Origin of the sequence: Gemmobacter lanyuensis, from assembly GCF_014652355.1 — a bacterium.
Classification (GTDB): Bacteria; Pseudomonadota; Alphaproteobacteria; order Rhodobacterales; family Rhodobacteraceae; genus Gemmobacter; species Gemmobacter lanyuensis.
This window is the reverse complement of record NZ_BMYQ01000008.1, coordinates 26,677-45,789: the sequence shown is the minus strand read 5'-3', so window position 1 is coordinate 45,789 and position 19,113 is coordinate 26,677. Positions and strand designations below refer to the sequence as shown.

Annotated in this window: 18 protein-coding genes; 8 read left to right on the top strand and 10 right to left on the bottom strand. The window is 64.7% G+C overall.

The features are described 5' to 3' along the window. Positions 1-36 precede the first annotated feature (36 nt). The gene (locus IE101_RS13020) at positions 37-1,257 is read right to left on the bottom strand and encodes a multidrug effflux MFS transporter (RefSeq protein ID WP_189634287.1); all 1,221 of its coding nucleotides are present in this window, start codon (positions 1,255-1,257) and stop codon (positions 37-39) included. Between the two features lies 1 nt (position 1,258). After that, complete coding sequence (locus IE101_RS13015; RefSeq protein WP_189634286.1) at positions 1,259-1,609, bottom strand: DMT family protein; 351 nt, start codon at positions 1,607-1,609, stop codon at positions 1,259-1,261. A 172-nt stretch (positions 1,610-1,781) separates the two neighbouring features. Here IE101_RS13015 and IE101_RS13010 point away from each other — a divergent pair, with 172 nt between their 5' ends. The 8 genes from IE101_RS13010 (at position 1,782) to scpA (ending at position 10,259) form a co-directional block, all read left to right on the top strand. Beyond that, positions 1,782-3,314 carry an acyl-CoA carboxylase subunit beta gene (locus IE101_RS13010; RefSeq protein WP_189634285.1) on the top strand — a complete coding sequence of 511 codons (1,533 nt, stop codon included), beginning with the start codon at positions 1,782-1,784 and terminating at the stop codon, positions 3,312-3,314. 27 nt (positions 3,315-3,341) lie between these two features. Beyond that, the gene (locus IE101_RS13005; protein ID WP_189634284.1) at positions 3,342-4,103 is read left to right on the top strand and encodes a class I SAM-dependent methyltransferase; all 762 of its coding nucleotides are present in this window, start codon (positions 3,342-3,344) and stop codon (positions 4,101-4,103) included. Further along, complete coding sequence (locus IE101_RS13000; protein ID WP_229804168.1) at positions 4,100-4,504, top strand: DUF6497 family protein; 405 nt, start codon at positions 4,100-4,102, stop codon at positions 4,502-4,504. The genes IE101_RS13005 and IE101_RS13000 overlap by 4 nt, the downstream gene beginning before the upstream one ends. 211 nt (positions 4,505-4,715) lie before the next feature. Then, positions 4,716-4,856, top strand: a complete 141-nt coding sequence (locus tag IE101_RS12995) for a hypothetical protein (RefSeq protein WP_189634283.1) — start codon at positions 4,716-4,718, stop codon at positions 4,854-4,856. A gap of 69 nt (positions 4,857-4,925) precedes the next feature. Further along, a complete protein-coding gene (locus IE101_RS12990) occupies positions 4,926-5,327 on the top strand; it encodes a hypothetical protein (protein WP_189634282.1) in 402 nt (133 codons plus the stop codon). A 334-nt stretch (positions 5,328-5,661) separates the two neighbouring features. Beyond that, positions 5,662-5,901, top strand: coding sequence for a hypothetical protein (locus tag IE101_RS12985; RefSeq protein WP_189634281.1), 240 nt, complete (start codon positions 5,662-5,664; stop codon positions 5,899-5,901). 131 nt (positions 5,902-6,032) lie between these two features. Further along, complete coding sequence (locus IE101_RS12980; protein WP_189634280.1) at positions 6,033-8,036, top strand: acetyl-CoA carboxylase biotin carboxylase subunit; 2,004 nt, start codon at positions 6,033-6,035, stop codon at positions 8,034-8,036. A gap of 93 nt (positions 8,037-8,129) precedes the next feature. Next, positions 8,130-10,259: a methylmalonyl-CoA mutase gene (gene scpA, locus IE101_RS12975; RefSeq protein ID WP_189634279.1), complete on the top strand. Its 2,130-nt coding sequence runs from the start codon at positions 8,130-8,132 to the stop codon at positions 10,257-10,259. A 99-nt stretch (positions 10,260-10,358) separates the two neighbouring features. Here the strand turns inward: scpA and IE101_RS12970 are convergent, their stop codons facing one another. From IE101_RS12970 to IE101_RS12935, 8 genes are all read right to left on the bottom strand, one after another. After that, a complete protein-coding gene (locus IE101_RS12970) occupies positions 10,359-10,715 on the bottom strand; it encodes an AAA+ family ATPase (RefSeq protein ID WP_189634278.1) in 357 nt (118 codons plus the stop codon). Between the two features lie 30 nt (positions 10,716-10,745). After that, complete coding sequence (locus IE101_RS12965; protein ID WP_189634277.1) at positions 10,746-11,783, bottom strand: endonuclease/exonuclease/phosphatase family protein; 1,038 nt, start codon at positions 11,781-11,783, stop codon at positions 10,746-10,748. After that, entirely contained in the window at positions 11,780-12,475 is a 696-nt protein-coding gene (locus tag IE101_RS12960; RefSeq protein WP_189634276.1) for a molecular chaperone DjiA, read from the bottom strand. Before IE101_RS12960 ends, IE101_RS12965 begins: the two co-directional genes overlap by 4 nt. A gap of 65 nt (positions 12,476-12,540) precedes the next feature. Further along, complete coding sequence (locus IE101_RS12955) at positions 12,541-14,091, bottom strand: Ppx/GppA family phosphatase (protein WP_189634275.1); 1,551 nt, start codon at positions 14,089-14,091, stop codon at positions 12,541-12,543. Positions 14,092-14,176: 85 nt separating this feature from the next. Further along, positions 14,177-16,363, bottom strand: a complete 2,187-nt coding sequence (locus IE101_RS12950; RefSeq protein ID WP_189634274.1) for an RNA degradosome polyphosphate kinase — start codon at positions 16,361-16,363, stop codon at positions 14,177-14,179. 55 nt (positions 16,364-16,418) lie between these two features. Continuing rightward, complete coding sequence (locus IE101_RS12945) at positions 16,419-17,084, bottom strand: P-loop NTPase family protein (protein WP_189634273.1); 666 nt, start codon at positions 17,082-17,084, stop codon at positions 16,419-16,421. Then, on the bottom strand, positions 17,081-18,172 hold the full coding sequence (locus IE101_RS12940; protein WP_189634272.1) for an AI-2E family transporter: 1,092 nt from the start codon (positions 18,170-18,172) through the stop codon (positions 17,081-17,083). The genes IE101_RS12945 and IE101_RS12940 overlap by 4 nt, the downstream gene beginning before the upstream one ends. A gap of 54 nt (positions 18,173-18,226) precedes the next feature. Further along, a complete protein-coding gene (locus IE101_RS12935) occupies positions 18,227-19,027 on the bottom strand; it encodes an NYN domain-containing protein (RefSeq protein WP_189634271.1) in 801 nt (266 codons plus the stop codon). Positions 19,028-19,113: the final 86 nt, after the last annotated feature.

The window sequence follows — 19,113 nt, the reverse complement described above, 5'->3', positions numbered from 1 at the left end:
TATTTCGCTATTGCAAAGCGGGGCTGTCAAGCCATCTCAGCCGGGAAGGCCGATCTGCCGCGCCCGCCGGATGACCCAGAGGATCGCCAGCACCGACCCCAGCGAGGTGACGAACATCAGCACCGCCAGCGGGCGTTCCGTGGCCCCCGGTGTCAGCAACACCCCCGCCAGCGCCGCAAGCCCCGCACCGCCCCCGATGATCAGCGCCCCGCCGAGGCCAGATGCGGTGCCCGCCAGATCAGGCCGCACCGACAGGATGCCCGCATTGGCATTGGGCAGGCAGATGCCATTGCCCAGCCCCATGACCAGCGTCAGGCCAAAGAAGCTGACGGCTGTCGTCGCCCCGGCCAGCGAAATCATCAGCAGCAGCGCCGTGGCGATGGTTGTAACCGCCGTGCCGAGCAGGACCATGCGGTTCATCCCGATCCGCACCGAATAGCGCCCGGCGACGAAATTGCCGCCCGCATAGCCCACCGCGGTCAGCGCAAACAGCGCCCCGATCTGCGCTGACCCCAGATGGAAGATCTCGGTCCCCACATAGGGCGCGCCGCCCAGATAGGCGAAGAAACACCCCGAGGCGAGCGCCGCCGACAGGCTATACCCCCAGAACCGCTGCGAGGCGAGCAGCCGCGGGTATTGGCGCAGCTGATCGGCAAGGCGCACCGGCCGCAGCACCGCCGTTTCCCCCAGATCGCGCCAGCAAAGCAGCGTGACCCCGAAGCCCGCGACCAGGAGCAGGCCGAAGCTTGCCTGCCAGCCGAAGGCCTCATCCAGGAAACCGCCGATGACGGGGCCGATCATGGGAACCAGGCTCATCCCCATGGTGACATAGCCGATCATCGAGGCGGCTTCGGCCTCGCTCACCATGTCGCGGACGATGGCGCGGCTGAGCACCATGCCAGCGGCAACGACCGCCTGCGCCATGCGGCAGATCAGGAACGCTTCGGCCGTGGGGGCGACCAGCGTGCCGATGGTGGCCAGCAGGAACAGGATCAGCGCCCCCAGCACCACCTTGCGCCGCCCGAACCGGTCGGAAATCGGGCCGATGACGATCTGCAGCAGCGCCGAAAGCCCCAGATACAGCGCGACCGACATCTGCATCAGCGCATAAGGCGCATCGAACCATGCCGCCATCGACGGCAGCGAGGGCAGGAAGATGTTCATCGTCAGGGCAGAAATCCCGGCCAGCAGCGTCAGCGTCAGCACGCTGGGCGGGGTCTTCGGGTCCAGAAAACGGCGCGGGGCAGGGTTGGTCATGCTACCACCTGTGGAAGATGAAGAAGGCGCCAAGCGCGATGAAGCCGAAGCCGACGATATGGTTCCAGGTCAGCGGCTCTTTCAGGAAGAACACCGAAAAGATGGCAAAGACGAAAAGGGTGATGACCTCCTGGATGGTCTTCAGTTCCGCCGCCGAAAAGTAACCATGCCCGATCCGGTTCGCCGGCACCATGAGCATATATTCGAAGAGCGCGATCCCCCACGAGGTCAGGATGACCACCAGAAGCGGCGCGCCCTTGTATTTCAGATGCCCATACCAGGCGAAGGTCATGAAGATGTTCGAGACCAGCAAAAGGCCGATGGTGACAAAGGGAACGGGAAGGGTGGGCATGGTCATCTCCTGGGGGTATCCACCTGTCGCGCGGATCGCCGGGCGATGCAATGCTTCGCCAATTTGCAATTTGCAGATAAGTCCTTGCCAATAATTTGCAAATTTACGCAATTTCGTTTCGGTTTGCCGCAGCGCAATAATATTGTGCCCCCGATTCCCCGGGAGGACCGCCATGAAAGACATCCTGCAAGAGCTTGAGACCCGCCGCGCCGTTGCCCGTGCCGGTGGCGGCCCGCGCCGCGTCGAGGCCCAGCACGCCAAGGGCAAGCTGACCGCCCGCGAACGCATCGAGCTGCTGCTGGACGAAGGCTCGTTCGAAGAGTTCGACATGTTCGTCCGCCATCGCTGCACCGATTTCGGCATGGAGCAGGATCGCCCCGCCGGGGATGGCGTGGTGACGGGCTGGGGCACGGTGAATGGCCGTCAGGTCTATGTCTTCAGCCAGGATTTCACCGTCTTCGGCGGGTCGCTGTCGGAAACCCATGCGCAAAAGATCTGCAAGATCATGGATATGGCCATGCAGAACGGCGCCCCGGTGATCGGGCTGAACGATTCCGGCGGTGCGCGCATCCAGGAAGGCGTGGCCAGCCTTGCGGGCTATGCAGAGGTGTTCCAGCGCAATGTGATGGCCTCGGGCGTGGTGCCGCAGATCAGCGTGATCATGGGCCCCTGTGCAGGCGGCGCGGTCTATAGCCCCGCCATGACCGACTTCATCTTCATGGTGAAGGACAGCTCTTACATGTTCGTGACTGGCCCCGATGTGGTGAAGACCGTCACCAACGAAGTCGTCACAGCCGAGGAACTGGGCGGCGCCTCGACCCATACCCGCAAGTCGAGCGTGGCCGACGGTGCCTTTGAAAACGACGTGGAGGCATTGGCCGAAGTTCGCCGTCTGGTGGACTTCCTGCCGCTGAACAACCGCGAAAAGGCGCCCGTGCGCCCCTTCTTTGATGATCCGGCCCGCGTCGAGGACAGCCTCGATACCCTGATCCCCGACAACCCGAACCAGCCCTATGACATGAAAGAGCTGATCCAGAAGGTTGCCGACGAAGGCGATTTCTACGAAATCCAGAAGGATTACGCCGCGAACATCATCACCGGCTTCATCCGGATCGAAGGTCAGACGGTCGGCGTGGTGGCGAACCAGCCGATGGTGCTGGCGGGCTGCCTTGACATCGACAGCTCGCGCAAGGCCGCGCGCTTCGTGCGTTTCTGCGATGCCTTTGAAATTCCGATCCTGACCCTGGTCGATGTGCCCGGCTTCCTGCCCGGCACGTCGCAGGAATATGGCGGGGTCATCAAGCACGGCGCGAAACTGCTGTTCGCCTATGGCGAGGCGACGGTGCCCAAGGTGACCGTGATCACCCGCAAAGCCTATGGCGGGGCCTATGACGTGATGTCGTCCAAGCATCTGCGCGGTGATTTCAACTATGCCTGGCCCACCGCCGAAATCGCGGTGATGGGGGCCAAGGGCGCGACCGAGATCCTTTATCGCAGCGAACTTGGCGACAAGGAAAAGATCGCCGCGCGCACCAAGGATTATGAGGATCGCTTCGCCAACCCCTTCGTCGCCGCCGAACGTGGCTTCATCGATGAGGTGATCCAGCCGCGGTCGACCCGCCGCCGCGTTGCCCGCGCCTTTGCCAGCCTGCGTGGCAAGAAGCTGGCAAACCCCTGGAAGAAACACGATAACATCCCCCTGTAACGATATCCGCGAACAAGGGGAAAACTCATGCGGCTTGACATCGACATCGCGGCAGAGGCCGACGACAGCGCCATAAGGGCGCTGGACGTCTCGGCGCTGTCGCGGGGCGACTATCTGAACCTGATCCTGCAAAGGTCGGAGGTCATGTTCGACCGTCCGAAGTCGGGTCGCATCATCAAGGCCTGGAACGACGGCGATGAGGCCCCGATCCAGGCGGTTATCGAGGATATGGGCGATACCATCGCGCGCCGCGCGGCCGGGGTGATCCGGGCCGAATACCGCGCGCTGGAACCGCTGCTGCGGGACCTCGCGCCGCGGCGCATCGCCGATATCGGCTGCGGCTACGCGCTGTTTGACCTCTTCGTGGCGCGGGATCTGGGCTGCGATCTTCTGCTGATCGATCTGGAAAGCAACAACCACCGCCACTTCGGCTTTGCCGAGGAGGGCGCGGCCTATTCGAACCTTGCCACCGCGCGCAGCCTGCTCGAGCGTAACGCGATCGACCCCGCGCGCATCGCCACGCTGAACCCGCGCGACACTGCCCCCGAAACGGCCGGGCCTGTCGATCTGGCGGTCAGCTTCCTGTCCTGCGGCTTCCATTACCCGGTTGATCTGTATCTGCCGTTTCTGGAACAGGCCGTGGCCCCCGATGGCGCGGCGATCCTTGATCTGCGCGCCGCGACCGCGTCCGAACAGGCGGCCAAGCTCGAAAGGTTGGGCAGCCTGACCGATCTTCCCGCACCGCCCAAGGCGCGCCGGGTGCTGCTTCGCAAGGGGAGGGCGCAATGACCGGCACCCCCCAGACTGTGAAACAGCCTGTCGATGGCGAGGTGGTCCTGACGGGGGACGCGGCGGCCATCGCCGTGCCCTCGGGGCAGGCCGTGACGCTTCAGGACGTGATCTGGAACGCCGCGGGCCCCAATGGCCTGACTCTGCGTTTCCGCTTTCTTGCGCCGCAAATCGCGCGGGAGGCCGGGGATGTGGATTTTGAAACGGCAAGCGCCGACATGCTGGCGCTGTGTCAGAGCTTTGCGCTGCCGCGGCTGGCCGAACTCGGCCCACAGCCGCAGCAGATCATCATCTCCCTAGCCGACAGGGTGGTGCCCTTCGGCGAAACTTCGCCGGACGCCACACAGTATTTCGAGGCATACTCGATCGAGAACGGCACCTGCATCTGGGAGATGTTCTGATGCAAACACAATATCTTGCGATACCTTCTTCATCCACCGGCCGATCTGATGTAGCCGCGTCACAGGCGCAGCTTTTGGACCTTGTGCCGTGTCTTTTCGACGGGAATGGGGCTATCCTTCCTGCGGGGCGCATTGCGCTTCAACCCTCGCAACGGGGCGGGGAGGCGGGATTGCCCTGCAATCTCCACCCCCAAGAAAACTGGAGAAGAGGATGTCGAACAGCACTCGTATCGCGCTCGCGCTGTGCACTTTTGCTTTCCTGGCTGCCTGCGGCGGCAAGAAAGACGAAGTCGTCTACGTCGACGAGCCGGCCGTCACGACCGAACCGGTCTACACCGGCAAGTACAAGTAATCACATTCCGCGGCGGGCCGGACAGGCCCGGCCCGTCGCACCCCGCCCTCTGATGATCGGGGGTGTGGCATGCTGAAACATCGTGGTTTCCCCGGTCGCATGACCGGCACCGACTTTCAGTTCGTGATCCGTCGCGCCAACAAAAAGGAAGGCCCGACCAAGATCATCCGCCGCGAACGCTTCAAGGACCGCAAGAACCTTGACCGCGCGGCCGATACCGCCTTCATGTCCGCGCTCTGGCATTACTTTGGCGAAGAGGTGTTTGAACGTGGCAATCTGGACGCGGGGCGCCTGTCCTGGCTGTTCGGCCGCGAGGTCGTGCCCGCCGAAGACCCCTTTGATCCCTGTTCCTATGAGGCGCTGCTCCGCATCGATGTGAAGCGCGCGCAGGCCGCCTTTCCCGAAGTCTTTGCCGCCGATGCGGCACCCATGGACTTTGACGAGGACGACTGGGACGAGGAGGAGGACTGAGCATGATCCCGCGCAGCCTTTTCCAATCCGGGCAGATTTTCGCGCAATCCCTGATTGTGTTGCAAAATCATTTTGCCTGCTTTGGCGGGTTGCCGCATCATGGGACAGAGGCGCGGCCGCAGCACGGTCGCGCCGCCCACTTCGGGGGCAAGCGCGCCCCCGCATGTGTCCCTTCCCCTTACCTTGCGTCCGGTCCTGACCGGATCGGACGCCTTTCTTCCCCCCGCTTGCGCGCACATCGGCAAGGCTTTGCCGCCGGTTGCCTTTCGCGCTTTTCCCGGCGGAACCATGCGCTACAATCGGGGTTCAGAACAGAACCTACCGGAGGTCGAGCATGCGTCTTTCTTCCCTTTTCCTTGCCATGGGTCTGGCAGCGGCGGTCGCTGGCTGCACCCAATCGGGCTATGGCCAGCCCAATGCCCTGCAAACGCAGGGTGGCCGCGCCCTTACCGGGGCCGTCCTTGGCGCCGCCGTCGCGGATGCCACGGATGAAAACATGGTCGCGGGGGCCGCGCTTGGTGCGCTGGCCGGTGGCGCGTCCTGCGGTCTTGCCGGGCTGCCGCCCTGCTATTGATCTGACCGCCGCAGCCGCGGCGCGTCCTGTCGTCACACGAAAGGCCATCCGGGCATTCCGCCCGGGTGGTCTTTTGTCATTGCAAAGCCGCGCACGCCGGCCCGCGTGCCGTTGAGGGAAGAGGAAGCCGAATGTTCAACAAGATCCTGATTGCCAACCGGGGCGAGATTGCCTGCCGCGTCATCAAGACGGCGCGCAAGATGGGGATCAAGACGGTCGCCGTCTATTCGGATGCCGACCGCAACGCGCTGCATGTGCAGATGGCGGATGAGGCCGTCCACATCGGCCCGCCGCCCGCCAACCAGTCCTATATCGTGATCGACAAGATTATGGAGGCGATCCGCCAGACCGGCGCCCAGGCGGTGCATCCGGGGTACGGCTTCCTCTCGGAAAACAGGAATTTCGCCGCCGCGCTGGAAAAGGAAGGCGTGGTCTTCGTCGGCCCGCCGTCCCCCGCGATCGAGGCGATGGGCGACAAGATCACCTCGAAGAAGATCGCACAAGAGGCCGGCGTCAGCACCGTGCCGGGCTACATGGGCCTGATCGCCGATGCCGATGAGGCTGTGAAGATCTCGAACCAGATCGGCTATCCGGTGATGATCAAGGCCAGCGCCGGCGGCGGCGGCAAGGGCATGCGGATCGCCTGGAACGAACAGGAGGCCCGCGAAGGCTTCGACTCCTCGCGCAACGAGGCCGCGAACAGCTTCGGCGATGACCGCATCTTCATCGAAAAATTCGTGACGCAGCCGCGCCACATCGAAATTCAGGTGCTGGCCGATCAGCACGGCAATTGCATCTACCTGCATGAACGCGAATGCTCAATCCAGCGCCGCAACCAGAAGGTCATCGAAGAGGCGCCCTCGCCCTTCCTTGATGAGGCGACCCGCAAGGCCATGGGCGAACAGGCCTGCGCGCTGGCCCGCGCCGTGGGCTATACCTCGGCCGGGACGGTGGAGTTCATCGTCGATGGTGACCGCAACTTCTATTTCCTCGAAATGAACACCCGCCTTCAGGTGGAACATCCGGTGACCGAACTCATCACCGGGGTCGATCTGGTGGAGCAGATGATCCGCGTCGCCGCGGGCGAGCCGCTGCCCTTCAAACAGGAAGACCTCAAAATCAACGGCTGGGCGATGGAAAGCCGCCTCTATGCCGAAGATCCCTATCGCAACTTCCTGCCCTCGATCGGCCGTCTCACCCGCTACCGCCCGCCAGTCGAAGGCAAGACGCTGGGCGACGGCATCGTCCGCAATGATACCGGCGTCTATGAAGGCGGCGAGATCAGCATGTACTACGATCCCATGATCGCCAAGCTCTGCACCTGGGGCGCCACCCGGGCCGATGCGATCGAGGAAATGCGCCTCGCGCTTGACACGTTCGAGGTCGAAGGCATCGGCCATAACCTGCCTTTCTGCTCGGCCGTGATGGATCACCCCCGCTTCACCAGCGGCAATATCACCACCGCCTTCATCGCCGAGGAATATCCCGAAGGCTTCAATGGCGTGACCTTGGATCCGCAGACCCTGCGCCGCGTTGCCGCTGCCACCGCCGCCATGAACCGCGTGGCCGAAATCCGCCGCACCAAGATCTCCGGCACGATGGACAACCACGAACGCCGCGTGGGCGATGCCTGGGTCGTCTCGGCCCAGGGCGAAAACCTCGCCGTCACCATTGCGGCCGACCGGGATGGCTCGACCGTCACCTTCTCCGACGGCACCACCCACCGCGTCACCTCGGACTGGACCCCGGGCCAGTCGCTCGCCCGCCTGATGGTCGATGGCAAACCGCTGGTGATGAAGGTCGGCAAGATTCCGATGGGCTTCCGCATCCGCCTGCGCGGCGCCGACCTCAAGGTTCATGTCCGCACCCCGCGCCAGGCCGAACTCGCGGCCCTCATGCCCGAAAAACTGCCGCCGGACACCTCGAAATTCCTCCTCTGCCCGATGCCGGGCCTGATCGTGAAGATCAGCGTCGAAGAGGGCCAGGAGGTGCAGGAAGGCCAGGCCCTCGCCACGGTCGAGGCGATGAAGATGGAAAACATCCTCAAGGCCGAACGCAAGGGCGTGGTGAAAAAGATCAACGCCGCCGCCGGGGCCAGCCTCAAGGTCGACGACATCATCATGGAATTTGAATAAGGCCCCGCGCCCTCATTTTCTGTCTGAAAATATCCCACGGGGGCCCGGGGGTGTGAAACCCCCGGCCTCTCTGCCCGCAGGAACAGGCCCATCATGACCGATCATCTCGACACCTGGCGCAAGCTCGCCGAAAAAGAGCTGAAGGGCAAAAGCCCCGACAGCCTGAACTGGCAGACGCTGGAAGGCATCACCGTCAAGCCGCTTTATACGGCCGAAGATACGGCCAGCCTGCCCCATATGGGCGGCGCGCCGGGCATCGGCCCCTTCACCCGCGGCGTGCGCGCCACGATGTATGCGGGCCGCCCTTGGACCATCCGCCAATATGCGGGTTTCTCCACCGCCGAGGAATCGAACGCCTTCTACCGCAAGGCGCTCGCCGCCGGTCAGCAGGGCGTCTCGGTGGCCTTCGACCTGGCCACCCATCGCGGCTATGACAGCGATCATCCCCGTGTGGTGGGCGATGTCGGCAAGGCGGGCGTCGCCATCGACTCGGTCGAAGATATGAAGGTCCTCTTCGACGGCATCCCGCTCGAAAAGATCTCCGTCTCCATGACGATGAATGGTGCGGTCATCCCGATCCTCGCCAATTTCATCGTCACCGGCGAAGAACAGGGCGTGGACCGCAAACTCCTCTCCGGCACCATCCAGAATGACATTCTCAAAGAATTCATGGTGCGGAACACCTATATCTATCCGCCCGAAGCCTCGATGCGGATCATCGCCGACATCATCGAATATACCTCGGCCGAAATGCCGAAATTCAATTCGATCTCGATCTCGGGCTATCATATGCAAGAGGCGGGCGCGAACCTCGTGCAGGAACTCGCCTATACCTTGGCTGACGGGCGCGAATATGTGCGCGCAGCGCTCGCCCGCGGCATGGATGTCGATGCCTTCGCAGGCCGCCTGTCGTTCTTCTTCGCCATCGGCATGAATTTCTTCATGGAGGCCGCGAAACTCCGCGCCGCCCGCCTGCTCTGGCATCGCATCATGTCGGAATTCGCCCCGAAGAAACCCGAATCCCTCATGCTGCGCACCCATTGCCAAACCTCGGGCGTGTCGCTGCAGGAACAGGACCCCTACAACAACGTCATCCGCACCGCCTATGAGGCGATGGCGGCGGCCCTCGGCGGCACCCAGTCGCTCCATACCAATGCGCTGGATGAGGCGATCGCGCTTCCCACCGAATTCTCGGCCCGCATCGCCCGCAACACCCAGCTCATCCTGCAAGAGGAAACCGGCATCACCCGCGTGGTCGATCCGCTCGCCGGCAGCTACTATGTCGAAAGCCTCACCGCCGAACTCGCCGAAAAGGCCTGGGCGCTGATCGAAGAGGTCGAGGCCATGGGCGGCATGACCAAGGCCGTCGCCAGCGGCATGCCCAAGCTGCGCATCGAGGAATCCGCCGCCCGCCGCCAGGCCATGATCGACCGTGGCCAAGAGGTGATCGTCGGCGTCAACAAATACCGCAAGGACAAGGAAGAGCCGATCGATATCCTCGATATCGACAATATCGCCGTGCGCGAATCCCAGATCGCCCGGCTCAAGGCGACCCGCGCCGCGCGCGATGAAGCCCGCTGCCAGGCGGCCCTTGCCGAGCTTACCCGCCGCGCGGCCGAGGGCGGCAACCTGCTCGACGCGGCGGTCGATGCCGCCCGCGCCCGCGCTTCAGTCGGAGAGATCAGCGACGCCATGGAAAAGGTTTTCGGACGCCACCGCGCCGAGGTGAAGACCCTCGCCGGGGTCTACGGTGCCGCCTACGAAGGCGACGACGGCTTCGCCGCCATCCAGAAAGACGTGGAAAGCTTCGCCGAACAGGAAGGTCGCCGCCCGCGCATGCTCGTGGTCAAGATGGGCCAGGATGGCCATGACCGCGGCGCCAAGGTCATCGCCACCGCCTTCGCCGACATCGGCTTCGACGTCGACGTAGGCCCGCTCTTCCAGACGCCGGAGGAAGCCGCCCAGGACGCCATCGACAATGACGTGCATGTCATCGGCATCTCGAGCCAGGCCGCCGGCCACAAGACCCTCGCCCCGAAACTGGTGCAGGCTCTCCGCGAAAAGGGCGCAGGCGACATCCTCGTCATCTGCGGCGGCGTGATCCCGCAACAGGACTACGACTTCCTCTACCAGAACGGCGTGAAGGCGATCTTCGGCCCCGGCACCAATATTCCCAATGCCGCCCGCGACATCCTCCGCCTCATCCGCGAAGCGCGCAGCTGATCACGCAGGGCAGGGCCGCCAGACCGGCCCGCCCTTCCTCATTTTCTGTCCTTAAATATCCTGGGGGTCCGGGGGCAAAGCCCCCGGCGCTCTCAAACCCTAGAGGTCGATCTGTCCGCCCTCATCGGGGTCCGCGCCCGGCGCCGTCTCGGGTGATGTCGGCTTCCTTCGGATCAGGATATCGCCATTCGGCAGTTTCTCCGGCGCCTCGTAATTCTGGAAATCACCGATCAGGTCGAGAAGCTTGCGCATTTCCGGCTGCAGCTCACGCAGCGCCTCTTCCATCTCGCGCAGCGATGGCTCCATCTCGGACATCAGCCCGCGCAGGAACATTTCGGCTCCGCGCTGCATGAGACCGGGCGCCTCGTCTTCGGGCACGGTTGGGGCGGGCGCCTCGGCCCGTGCGAAAGGCGCGGTCGCCAGGATCAGGGTCAGGGCAAGGGCAATGCGTGTCATGCCCCCAATATAGGCAGCCTTCCCCCCGGGTCAAAGCGGAAGGTCCAGCGTCACCGGAAAATGATCCGAGGCCTGCAGCAGCGCCTCGCGCAGTTCGGGCACGGCCCAGCATTTGGGGTCATTCAGCGGATGCCAGATCCGCCAATGCGGGCTTCGCCGCGCAAGGCCGGGGCTGACCATGATGAAATCCAGCAGCGCCTCGAAATAGCGCGCGTGTTCCACATTCCAGAACCGCGCCGTGGTGGGTTGCAACCTGCTTTTCAGCGCCATTTCGGCATGGGGGTCGACCAACTGGCAATCGGGGGTGCAGCCGACACCCATCACCACCTCGACCCCGGAATGGCCAAACAGCCGCTCGAATTCATCAAGGCCCGGACCATCGTTGAAATCGCCCAGCACGATCAGATCATCCCGTGCCGCCAGATGCCCGTCGATGCGTTCGCGCAGCCAAAGGCATTCCGCCAGCTGCTTGCGGCGGTTTTCGATGGAAATCCGCGTGGCCTCGGCCGGATGGCGCGCGCCATGCGGCGCTTTCGATTTCACATGTACGCCGATCAGGCGGAACGACTGCCCGCCCGCAGTCACTGCCAATTCCAGCGGCGGTTTCGACGGTCGGATCGGCTCGGGCGCGCCGTCATCGTTCAGGTCATAGTAAAAGGTGCCGTCAAAGCGCGGATCGCCCTGCGGATCATGCCGCGCGGTCAGCTTGTCCGGGTCATAGAGGAATGAGATTTCCTGTTCGGTTTCGGATTTGAACCCGGTGACGGCGCGGCGGCACCGCAGGCCATAGGCGGCGGCAAAGGTTTCCAGCGCCTTGACCGAGCTGCGCCGCCCGTTGGTATCGGGGGCCTCGATCACCATCACGCCGTCGGCGTCAAGCGCGGTAAAGACAATCCCCAGCGCTGCCAGCTGATCCCCCCGGTTGATGCCGTGGCGCTGGCCGGGGGCGTTGTCTTCCAGCAACCGGCCCTGATCGTCGAACAGCGCATTGAACCATTCGACATTATAGGTGGCCAGACGCAAATGCGGGCCGCGCGTCGGGTCGGGCTTGGGGTGGGGGCGGCTCATGCCGCCTCGCGGGCCGAAATTTCTTCCCAGGCGGCATTGACGGCGATCAGCCGCCGTTCGGCAAGCTCGACCGCCTCGGGCGGGACACCGCGGGCAATCAGCCGGTCGGGGTGGCTGTCGCGCACTGCGGCCTTCCAGGCTGCTCGTGCCTGTTCGATGCTGGCATTGGCGGGCAGGCCCAGAACATCATAGGGGTCGCGCGGCGCCTCGGGCACATAGCGGGCGCGGATCGCACGGAAGCAGCGCTCGCCCACGCCGAATATGCGTGCGACCTCGGCCAGAAAGGCATCTTCGCGCGGGTGGTAATGCCCATCCGCCACCGAGACGTGGAACAGCCCCTCCAGCACATCGGTCAGCACGCGGCTGTCACCCTGAAACATGGCGCGGATCTTGCGGGCATAGGCATCAAACCCCGCCACATCCTGCCGGGCCAGATTGAAGACCCGCGCGGCATGGGGTTCTTCCTCGGGCGGAACGTGAAAGACCTCGCGGAAGGCAGAGACCTCATTCCGCGTCACCTCGCCATCGGCCTTGGCCATCTTGGCGCCAAGCGCGATCACGGCAATGGTGAAGGCCACCGTCCGTTCCGGGCAAGCCTCGGGCGGGGTGCGCAGGCGATCAAAGACCGCCGTCAGGCCCTCGCCCTGCGCCAGTGCCGAGATTGCTTCAAGAATGCGGGTCCAGATCGACATGGTGGCAGTGTATCGGTGAAAACCCAAGCTGTCAGGTCAAGATTTTTTGCAAGCGCCCCACCCGGTCATTCGGCCAGCGTGATCTTGGGGGTCGCCCGCAGCGCCAGCACCAGCGCATTGAACCGCGCCTGTGCCACTTCGCCCATCAGCCCCACGCCACGTTCCGTCAGCCGCAGTTCCAGCACCCGCTTCTTGGGTTGCCAGTGCAGGCTGCCCGCCTCTTCGGGATGGTCGATCGAGAACATGGCGCCAAAGCGCATGGCCTTGCCCAGCACCTCGGCCTCTGTCAGCTCTTCCTCTGTCAGCAGGCGGAACAGCGGTTCCATCCGGCTGCCCGCGCGGCTGTTGCGATAGCGGTGCAGTAGCGACAGCCCCAGGAAGACGCGGCCTGGGTGGTCCAGCCCACCCAGATTGGCGCGGGTCGCATTGTCGAAACAGGCCTCGGCGCGATAGTCGGGGTGGGTGCGCCAGGTCGTGTCATGCAAAAGGCAGGCCGCCTTGATGAGGCGCAGCCGTTCGGGCGGGGCGGATTTGAACAGCGGCTGCAGGAAGGTGAAGAGCTTCTTGCCAAAACCGGGGATGCGGGCCTGGGTCGCCTCGGCCGCGCGGCAGGCCTCGATCAGCGGATCGCGGGCACGCAGCTTGTCGGGCATCTGTTCGTAAAGCATCCCCTCGCGGATGCCATAGGACGAGACATCGATTTCCGAGGGCGCGAAGATATCGACCAGCTCGCGCAGGACCTCGCAGGCCAACGGCACCAGCTCCATCCGTTCGGCGCCGGTGCCGGTGCGGGCGCGCAGCATCGCAAGATCCGAGGCGGCGATCCAATCCAGCGTATCCAGCACCGATTTCGGCGTCATGCGGTATTCATGCAGCACGGTCAGCGGATAGTTCCGCCGCTCCATGTCCAGTCGCGCAATCACCCGCCAGCTGCCGCCGACCAGGTAGATGCGTTCGCCCTTGGATTTCAGCTCGGCCTGCAGATCGCGCAGGATGCGGCGGATATGGTCGCGCCGCTTCTTCGGCCCGCCCTCGACCTGCTGAAGCCGGAACGGCCCCAGCGGCGAGGTCGCGCGCTTGCCCACCTTGCCGCCCCCGATCCGCGCCAACTCCATCGAGTTGCCGCCGATGTCGCAGACGATGCCCTGCGCGTCCGGCCAACCCAGCAGCACGCCCTGCGCTGACAGACGCGCCTCTTCGTCGCCGTCGATCACATGGATCTGCAGGCCCGTTTCGCGCAACACCTGTTCCTGAAAGGCAGGCCCATCGGCAGCCTCGCGCACGGCGGCGGTGGCGACCACGGTGAAGGGCGAGATGTCCATCCCCTTGGCCAGCAACGAAAACCGCTTCAGCGCCGCCAGCGCGCGTTTCGCGCCTTCGGGGTTCAGCTTGCCGGTTTCCGCCAGCCCCTTGCCCAGACCTGCCATCAGCTTTTCGTTGTAGAAATAGGCCGGGCTGCGTGCCGCGCCGTCAAACACCACCATCCGGACCGAGTTCGACCCCACATCCACCACCCCCACACGGCTGAGCGCGCGGGCCGAGGGGTCTTCGAACAGCGGGCGGCTGAACAGCCCACCGTCTTCGTGCTGTTCTTGCGTGGTGGCGTTTTCGGCCATGGACAGTCCTTCCCCAGTCTGGTGACCCGACCTTTGGGCGCTTGGCACGGTCTGGTCAAGGATTCCCCGCCCGGCGGGGCCGCGTTCAGGCGGGCGTTTCGTCGCGCGGGCGGGCCAGGCGCGGCACGTCCTTGGCCCCCGCCGTCCCCCGCCCTGAAAGCGAGGGGTTCTCCATGAAGAAGCGGTGGCAATTGAACAGCCGCCCATCGGCCGGGGAAAGCTGACGGTCGTAATGGCCATCGGCGCGCAGAACCCAGCTTTGCGCCTCATCCGCAAGGTTGGCGGCCATGATCTGCCCCATGATCTGGTTCTTGACCGTGGGGTTCAGCGCCTCGACCAGCGTTTCCACCCGGCGGCTGAGGTTGCGCCCCATCCAGTCGGCCGAGGACATGAAGACCCGCGCCTGTTTCGACGGCAGCCCCCCGCCGTTGCCGAAACAGACGATGCGGCTGTGTTCGAGGAACCGCCCCACCACCGATTTGACGCGGATGTTTTCCGACAGCCCCTTGATGCCGGGACGCAGGCCGCAGATCCCGCGGATTACAAGGCTGATCCGCACCCCCGCCTGCGACGCGGCATAAAGCGCGTCGATCACCTCGGGCTCGATCAGGCTGTTGAGCTTGATCCAGATTTCCGCCGGACGCCCCGCGCGGGCATGATCGACCTCGGCGCGGATCAGTTCCAGCAGGCGGGGCTTCAGGCTGATCGGCGCGATGGCGAGGTTTTCAAGCCCCTGCGGCTGCACATAGCCCGAGAGGTAGTTGAAGACCTTGGTCGCATCCCGCCCCAGCGCGGCATCGCAGGTAAAGAAGGACAGGTCGGTATAGATGCGCGCGGTGATCGGGTGGTAGTTCCCGGTGCCGTAATGGGTATAAGTGACCAGCTGGTCGCCTTCGCGCCGCACGACGGTGCTGATTTTCGCATGCGTTTTCAGGTGCATGAAGCCGTAGACGACATGCGCCCCCGCGCGTTCCAGCCGGCGCGACTGGCGGATGTTCGCGGCCTCGTCGAAACGGGCCTTGAGCTCGACCAGCGCGGTGACCGATTTCCCGGCCTCGGCCGCCTCGCACAGCGCCGAAACAATGGGGCTGTCCCAGCTGGTGCGGTAAAGCGTCTGCTTGATCGCCAGCACATTGGGATCGCGCGCCGCCTGTTCCAGAAAACGGATCACCAGATCGAAGGTTTCATAGGGGTGGTGCAGCAGGATGTCCTTCTGCTTGATGGCGGCGAACATGTCGCCGTCATTGTCCTGCACCCGTTCCGGCACCCGCGGCGTGAAGGGTGGCCAGAGCAGATCGGGGCGCGAAGACAGCACCAGCTCCTTCAGATCGGCCACGCCCAGCAGGCCGCGCACCTCGACCACCTCATCGGGGCTGACATGCAGTTCATCCATGATCAGCGCGCGCAGTTCGGGCGGGGCGCCCGCACTGATCTTCATGCGGATCACCTCGCCGCGGCGACGGCGTTTCAGCGCGGTTTCAAAGCTGCGGACAAGGTCTTCGGCCTCATCCTCGACCTCAAGGTCGCTGTCGCGCAGCACGCGGAAGGCACAATGGCCGCGGTCCACATAGCCCGGAAACAGCATGTCGAGATGCAGAAGCAGCAGCTCTTCCAGCGGCAGGAAGCGGTTTTCCCCCGCCTTTCCGGGCAACGAGACAAAGCGCGAAATCTGCTGAGGGATGGGCAGAAGGGCCTTCAGGCTGCGGTGGTCATCCTCGCGCTCCAGCTCCAGCGCAAGGCAGAAACCCGTGTTGGGGATGAAGGGGAAGGGGTGGGCCGGGTCAATGGCCAGCGGCGACAGCACCGGGAACACCTTGTTGAGAAAGTGATCCTCAAGCAGCTTCAGATCCCGCGCCGTCAGCTTGGAGCGGGTCAGGATCTCGATCCCCTGCGCCTCCATCTCGCGCTTGAGCTTTTTGTAGGTGATCTGCTGCATCTTCATCAGACGCCGCGCATCATCATGGATCATCGTCAGCTGTTCGGCGGGCGAGCGGCCGTCCTCGGACGGGGTGGCCGATCCGGTCCGCACCAGGGCGCGCAGGCCCGCCACGCGGACGGTATAGAATTCATCCAGGTTGGTGGCCGAGATCGACAGAAAGCGGAGCCGCTCCAGCAGGGGGACGGCGGGGTTCGCCGCCTCGTCCAGCACCCGCCAGTTGAAGGCCAGCCAGCTGAGTTCACGGTTGAAATAGCGGCGCGGCCCGGTGATTTCGGCCTCGGGCATTTCGACGGGGGCAGGGAAGGGAGCGCGGAGAAAATCAGCCTGTGTCATGGCCTTGCTTTTGTACAGTTCTTGTAACGATTGCATGACAGTATGGGCCGCAGCGTCAAAGGCTGTCCAGCACCTCGGCGGCCAATTGACGCGAAACTGGCCCGCCGCGGGCCAGCGCCTCGGCGTCGAGCCGCGCCACAAGGCTGCGCGCGGCGGCAAGGCTGCGGTCCATCCGCAGCATCAGCCAGGGGATCAGCGTCGGCGGCACGGTGATCTGGCGGTCGGCAAACAGCTTGACCAAGACGGCCGAGAGCAGTGCATCATCCGGTGCCTCGATCCGCGTGACCGAGGTGCCCTGCATCCGGCTGAGCAGATCGGGCAGCGCCAGACCCCAGTCGCGCGGCGGCGTGGCGGCTGTCAACAGCAGCGGCAGGCGGCGTTCGGCCAGACGGTTGTGCAGGTGGAACAGCGCCGTTTCCGCCCGCGGATCGCCCGCCACATCGGCCGCATCCTCGACCACAACGGGGGTGCGCGCGCGGCTTTCGATATCGGCCTGACCCAGCGACCCGCCCGCCATGATGGTGGCACCTGCGCTGCCGGCCCAGACATGGGCGAGATGGGTTTTCCCGGCGCCTTCCGGGCCGATCAGCAGCATCTTGCCCTGCGGCCAGCCGCCTGCATCCAGCGTTGCCAGCGCCAGCGCATTCGCGGGGGAAACGAAGAAATCCTCCCGCCGCAGTGATGCGGGGGCGGGCAGGTCGAAGGCCAGCTGTGCCGTCACGCCGAGGGTTCCCCCGGGTCCTGATCGCTGCCTGTGCCTTGCAGGCCGGTATAAAGGCGGCTGGTCTTGTATTGCTCGATGGCAAAGCGGGCCAGGACCCCCATTGCGGCCGCGACCGGCACGGCCACCAGCATCCCCACAAAGCCAAAAAGCGTCCCGAAGGCTGAAAGCGCGAACAGCAGCCAGACCGGGTGCAGGCCCACCGAATTGCCCACCAGCTTGGGCGTGATCACATTGCCCTCAAGGAACTGACCCACGGCAAAGATGCCCGCCACGATCCCAATGGACAGCCAGTCACCCCAGAACTGGAACAGCGCCAGCCCGATGGCCAGTGCCCCGCCGATCAGCGCGCCCACATAGGGGATGAAGGTGATCGCACCGGCAATCGCGCCCACGATCAGCCCGTAGTCCAGCCCCGCGATCATCAGCGCCACGGCGTAGAATGTGCCCAGCACCATGCAGACGGACATCTGCCCCCGCACAAAGGCCGCCAGCACGATGTCGATTTCCCGTGCAAGGCGGCGGATCATCGGGGCATGGTCGCGGGGCAGGATTTCGTCCACCCGGGCCACCATCGGGTCCCAGTCAAGCAGCAGGTAAAAGGCCACGACCGGCACGACCACGATGAACAGCAGCGCATTCAGCACCCCCATCGCCGAGCCTATGAGTGTATTGGCCAGCTCGCCCCCGCGGGATTGGATGACCGTGCCGATATTTTCCAGCGTCTGCCGCATGGTCGAGGTTTCGTCCTGCAACTGCGGGAAGCGTTCCACCATGAAGGCCTGCAGGCGCCGAAAGATCTCGGGCGCTTGATTGATCAGGTCGGTCAGCTGCTTGAACAGCATGGGCAGAACCGCCAGCGCAAGCAGCACCCCCGCCAGCAGCGCCAGCACCGAAATCAGCCCCGTGGCCGCCGGGCGCGACAGGCCCGCCCGTTCCAGCCTGTCGGCGACCGGGTCCATGAAATAGGCAATGGCGCCGCCCACGATGAAGGGCAGGATGACATTGCCCAAAAGCCACAGCACCACCAGCAACAGTGCCGCCGCCAGCCCCCAGTATTTCACCTGCTCCCGTGCGGGCAGTGCCATGCTGCGTCCTTTCCAATCTCCGGTGACCAGAAATTGCCGATCACGCCCCGGGTTTCAAGGGGCCGTCGGGCAGAGTTCGACCTCCCCCCCGATGGAAAAGCCCGGACGCAGCTGCACCTCGGGCGGGCGGGCATGATCGCGGTAGAGATCGTTGGTCACGATGTCGGCGCCAAGGCGGGATGCAGTGGCCAGAAGCACCGTATCTGCATTGGTGCCCTTGTCCACCACCAAGACCTCGATCGCCGGGCGGTTCAGCCGCCGTTTCAGATCTGTCGCAGATTGATAGCCGCGCCCAAGCCGGTGGCCGATGCTTGCATCGAAGATGACGGTCGGTGTCTGACCTTCGTTCAAAAGCTGATCGATGACGCCGATCAGGGGCCGCAGCGAGGGGCGCTGCGTCAGGCCTGCGTTCACCTCCCAGTTCACCACATTCGACCCGTCGATCAGCACCGGCGCGCGGGCTGGCCGGGGGCGGGGCTGGCGCGGGGCGCAGGCGGTGGCCCGCCATTCGCGCCCGCCCTTGTGGGGGCGCACGGTCAGCCCGGTCAGCGCCCGCGCCTCGGGGAAAAGGCGGACGGCCTTCTGCGCCAGCGCATCGGTGACATCCTGATCCTTGGCGGGGCGGGTCAGCCAGACCTCGCCCAGCGGTTTCAGCCCGGCGCCGGGCAGGCGGGTGTCGCTGGTGATGGCGGCGATGCGCCCGCGCCGGGCGAGCCGTTGGGCCTCGGCGCGCAAAAGGGCGCGTTGGCGGGCGGTCGGGACCGGGCGGCGGAGCCTTTGCCACAGCGTGGCAGCCATCGGGAACAGCAGGCCGAAGGCCGCAAGGCCGAACATCAGGATTAGGGCAAGGGTCATGTCAAACTGTTTGCAGGGAAAGGATCACCCGCAGGTTGCGCGGGCATTGTGGCAGGAAGATGGGCCAAAAGCGGCGGGTCCGCGCA

Coding starts and splice junctions, on each gene's coding strand:
- IE101_RS13020 (WP_189634287.1), bottom strand. CDS start 1,257: ATGACCAACCCTGCCCCGCGCCGTTTTCTGGACCCGAAGACCCCGCCC.
- IE101_RS13015 (WP_189634286.1), bottom strand. CDS start 1,609: ATGCCCACCCTTCCCGTTCCCTTTGTCACCATCGGCCTTTTGCTGGTC.
- IE101_RS13010 (WP_189634285.1), top strand. CDS start 1,782: ATGAAAGACATCCTGCAAGAGCTTGAGACCCGCCGCGCCGTTGCCCGT.
- IE101_RS13005 (WP_189634284.1), top strand. CDS start 3,342: ATGCGGCTTGACATCGACATCGCGGCAGAGGCCGACGACAGCGCCATA.
- IE101_RS13000 (WP_229804168.1), top strand. CDS start 4,100: ATGACCGGCACCCCCCAGACTGTGAAACAGCCTGTCGATGGCGAGGTG.
- IE101_RS12995 (WP_189634283.1), top strand. CDS start 4,716: ATGTCGAACAGCACTCGTATCGCGCTCGCGCTGTGCACTTTTGCTTTC.
- IE101_RS12990 (WP_189634282.1), top strand. CDS start 4,926: ATGCTGAAACATCGTGGTTTCCCCGGTCGCATGACCGGCACCGACTTT.
- IE101_RS12985 (WP_189634281.1), top strand. CDS start 5,662: ATGCGTCTTTCTTCCCTTTTCCTTGCCATGGGTCTGGCAGCGGCGGTC.
- IE101_RS12980 (WP_189634280.1), top strand. CDS start 6,033: ATGTTCAACAAGATCCTGATTGCCAACCGGGGCGAGATTGCCTGCCGC.
- scpA (WP_189634279.1), top strand. CDS start 8,130: ATGACCGATCATCTCGACACCTGGCGCAAGCTCGCCGAAAAAGAGCTG.
- IE101_RS12970 (WP_189634278.1), bottom strand. CDS start 10,715: ATGACACGCATTGCCCTTGCCCTGACCCTGATCCTGGCGACCGCGCCT.
- IE101_RS12965 (WP_189634277.1), bottom strand. CDS start 11,783: ATGAGCCGCCCCCACCCCAAGCCCGACCCGACGCGCGGCCCGCATTTG.
- IE101_RS12960 (WP_189634276.1), bottom strand. CDS start 12,475: ATGTCGATCTGGACCCGCATTCTTGAAGCAATCTCGGCACTGGCGCAG.
- IE101_RS12955 (WP_189634275.1), bottom strand. CDS start 14,091: ATGGCCGAAAACGCCACCACGCAAGAACAGCACGAAGACGGTGGGCTG.
- IE101_RS12950 (WP_189634274.1), bottom strand. CDS start 16,363: ATGACACAGGCTGATTTTCTCCGCGCTCCCTTCCCTGCCCCCGTCGAA.
- IE101_RS12940 (WP_189634272.1), bottom strand. CDS start 18,172: ATGGCACTGCCCGCACGGGAGCAGGTGAAATACTGGGGGCTGGCGGCG.
- IE101_RS12935 (WP_189634271.1), bottom strand. CDS start 19,027: ATGACCCTTGCCCTAATCCTGATGTTCGGCCTTGCGGCCTTCGGCCTG.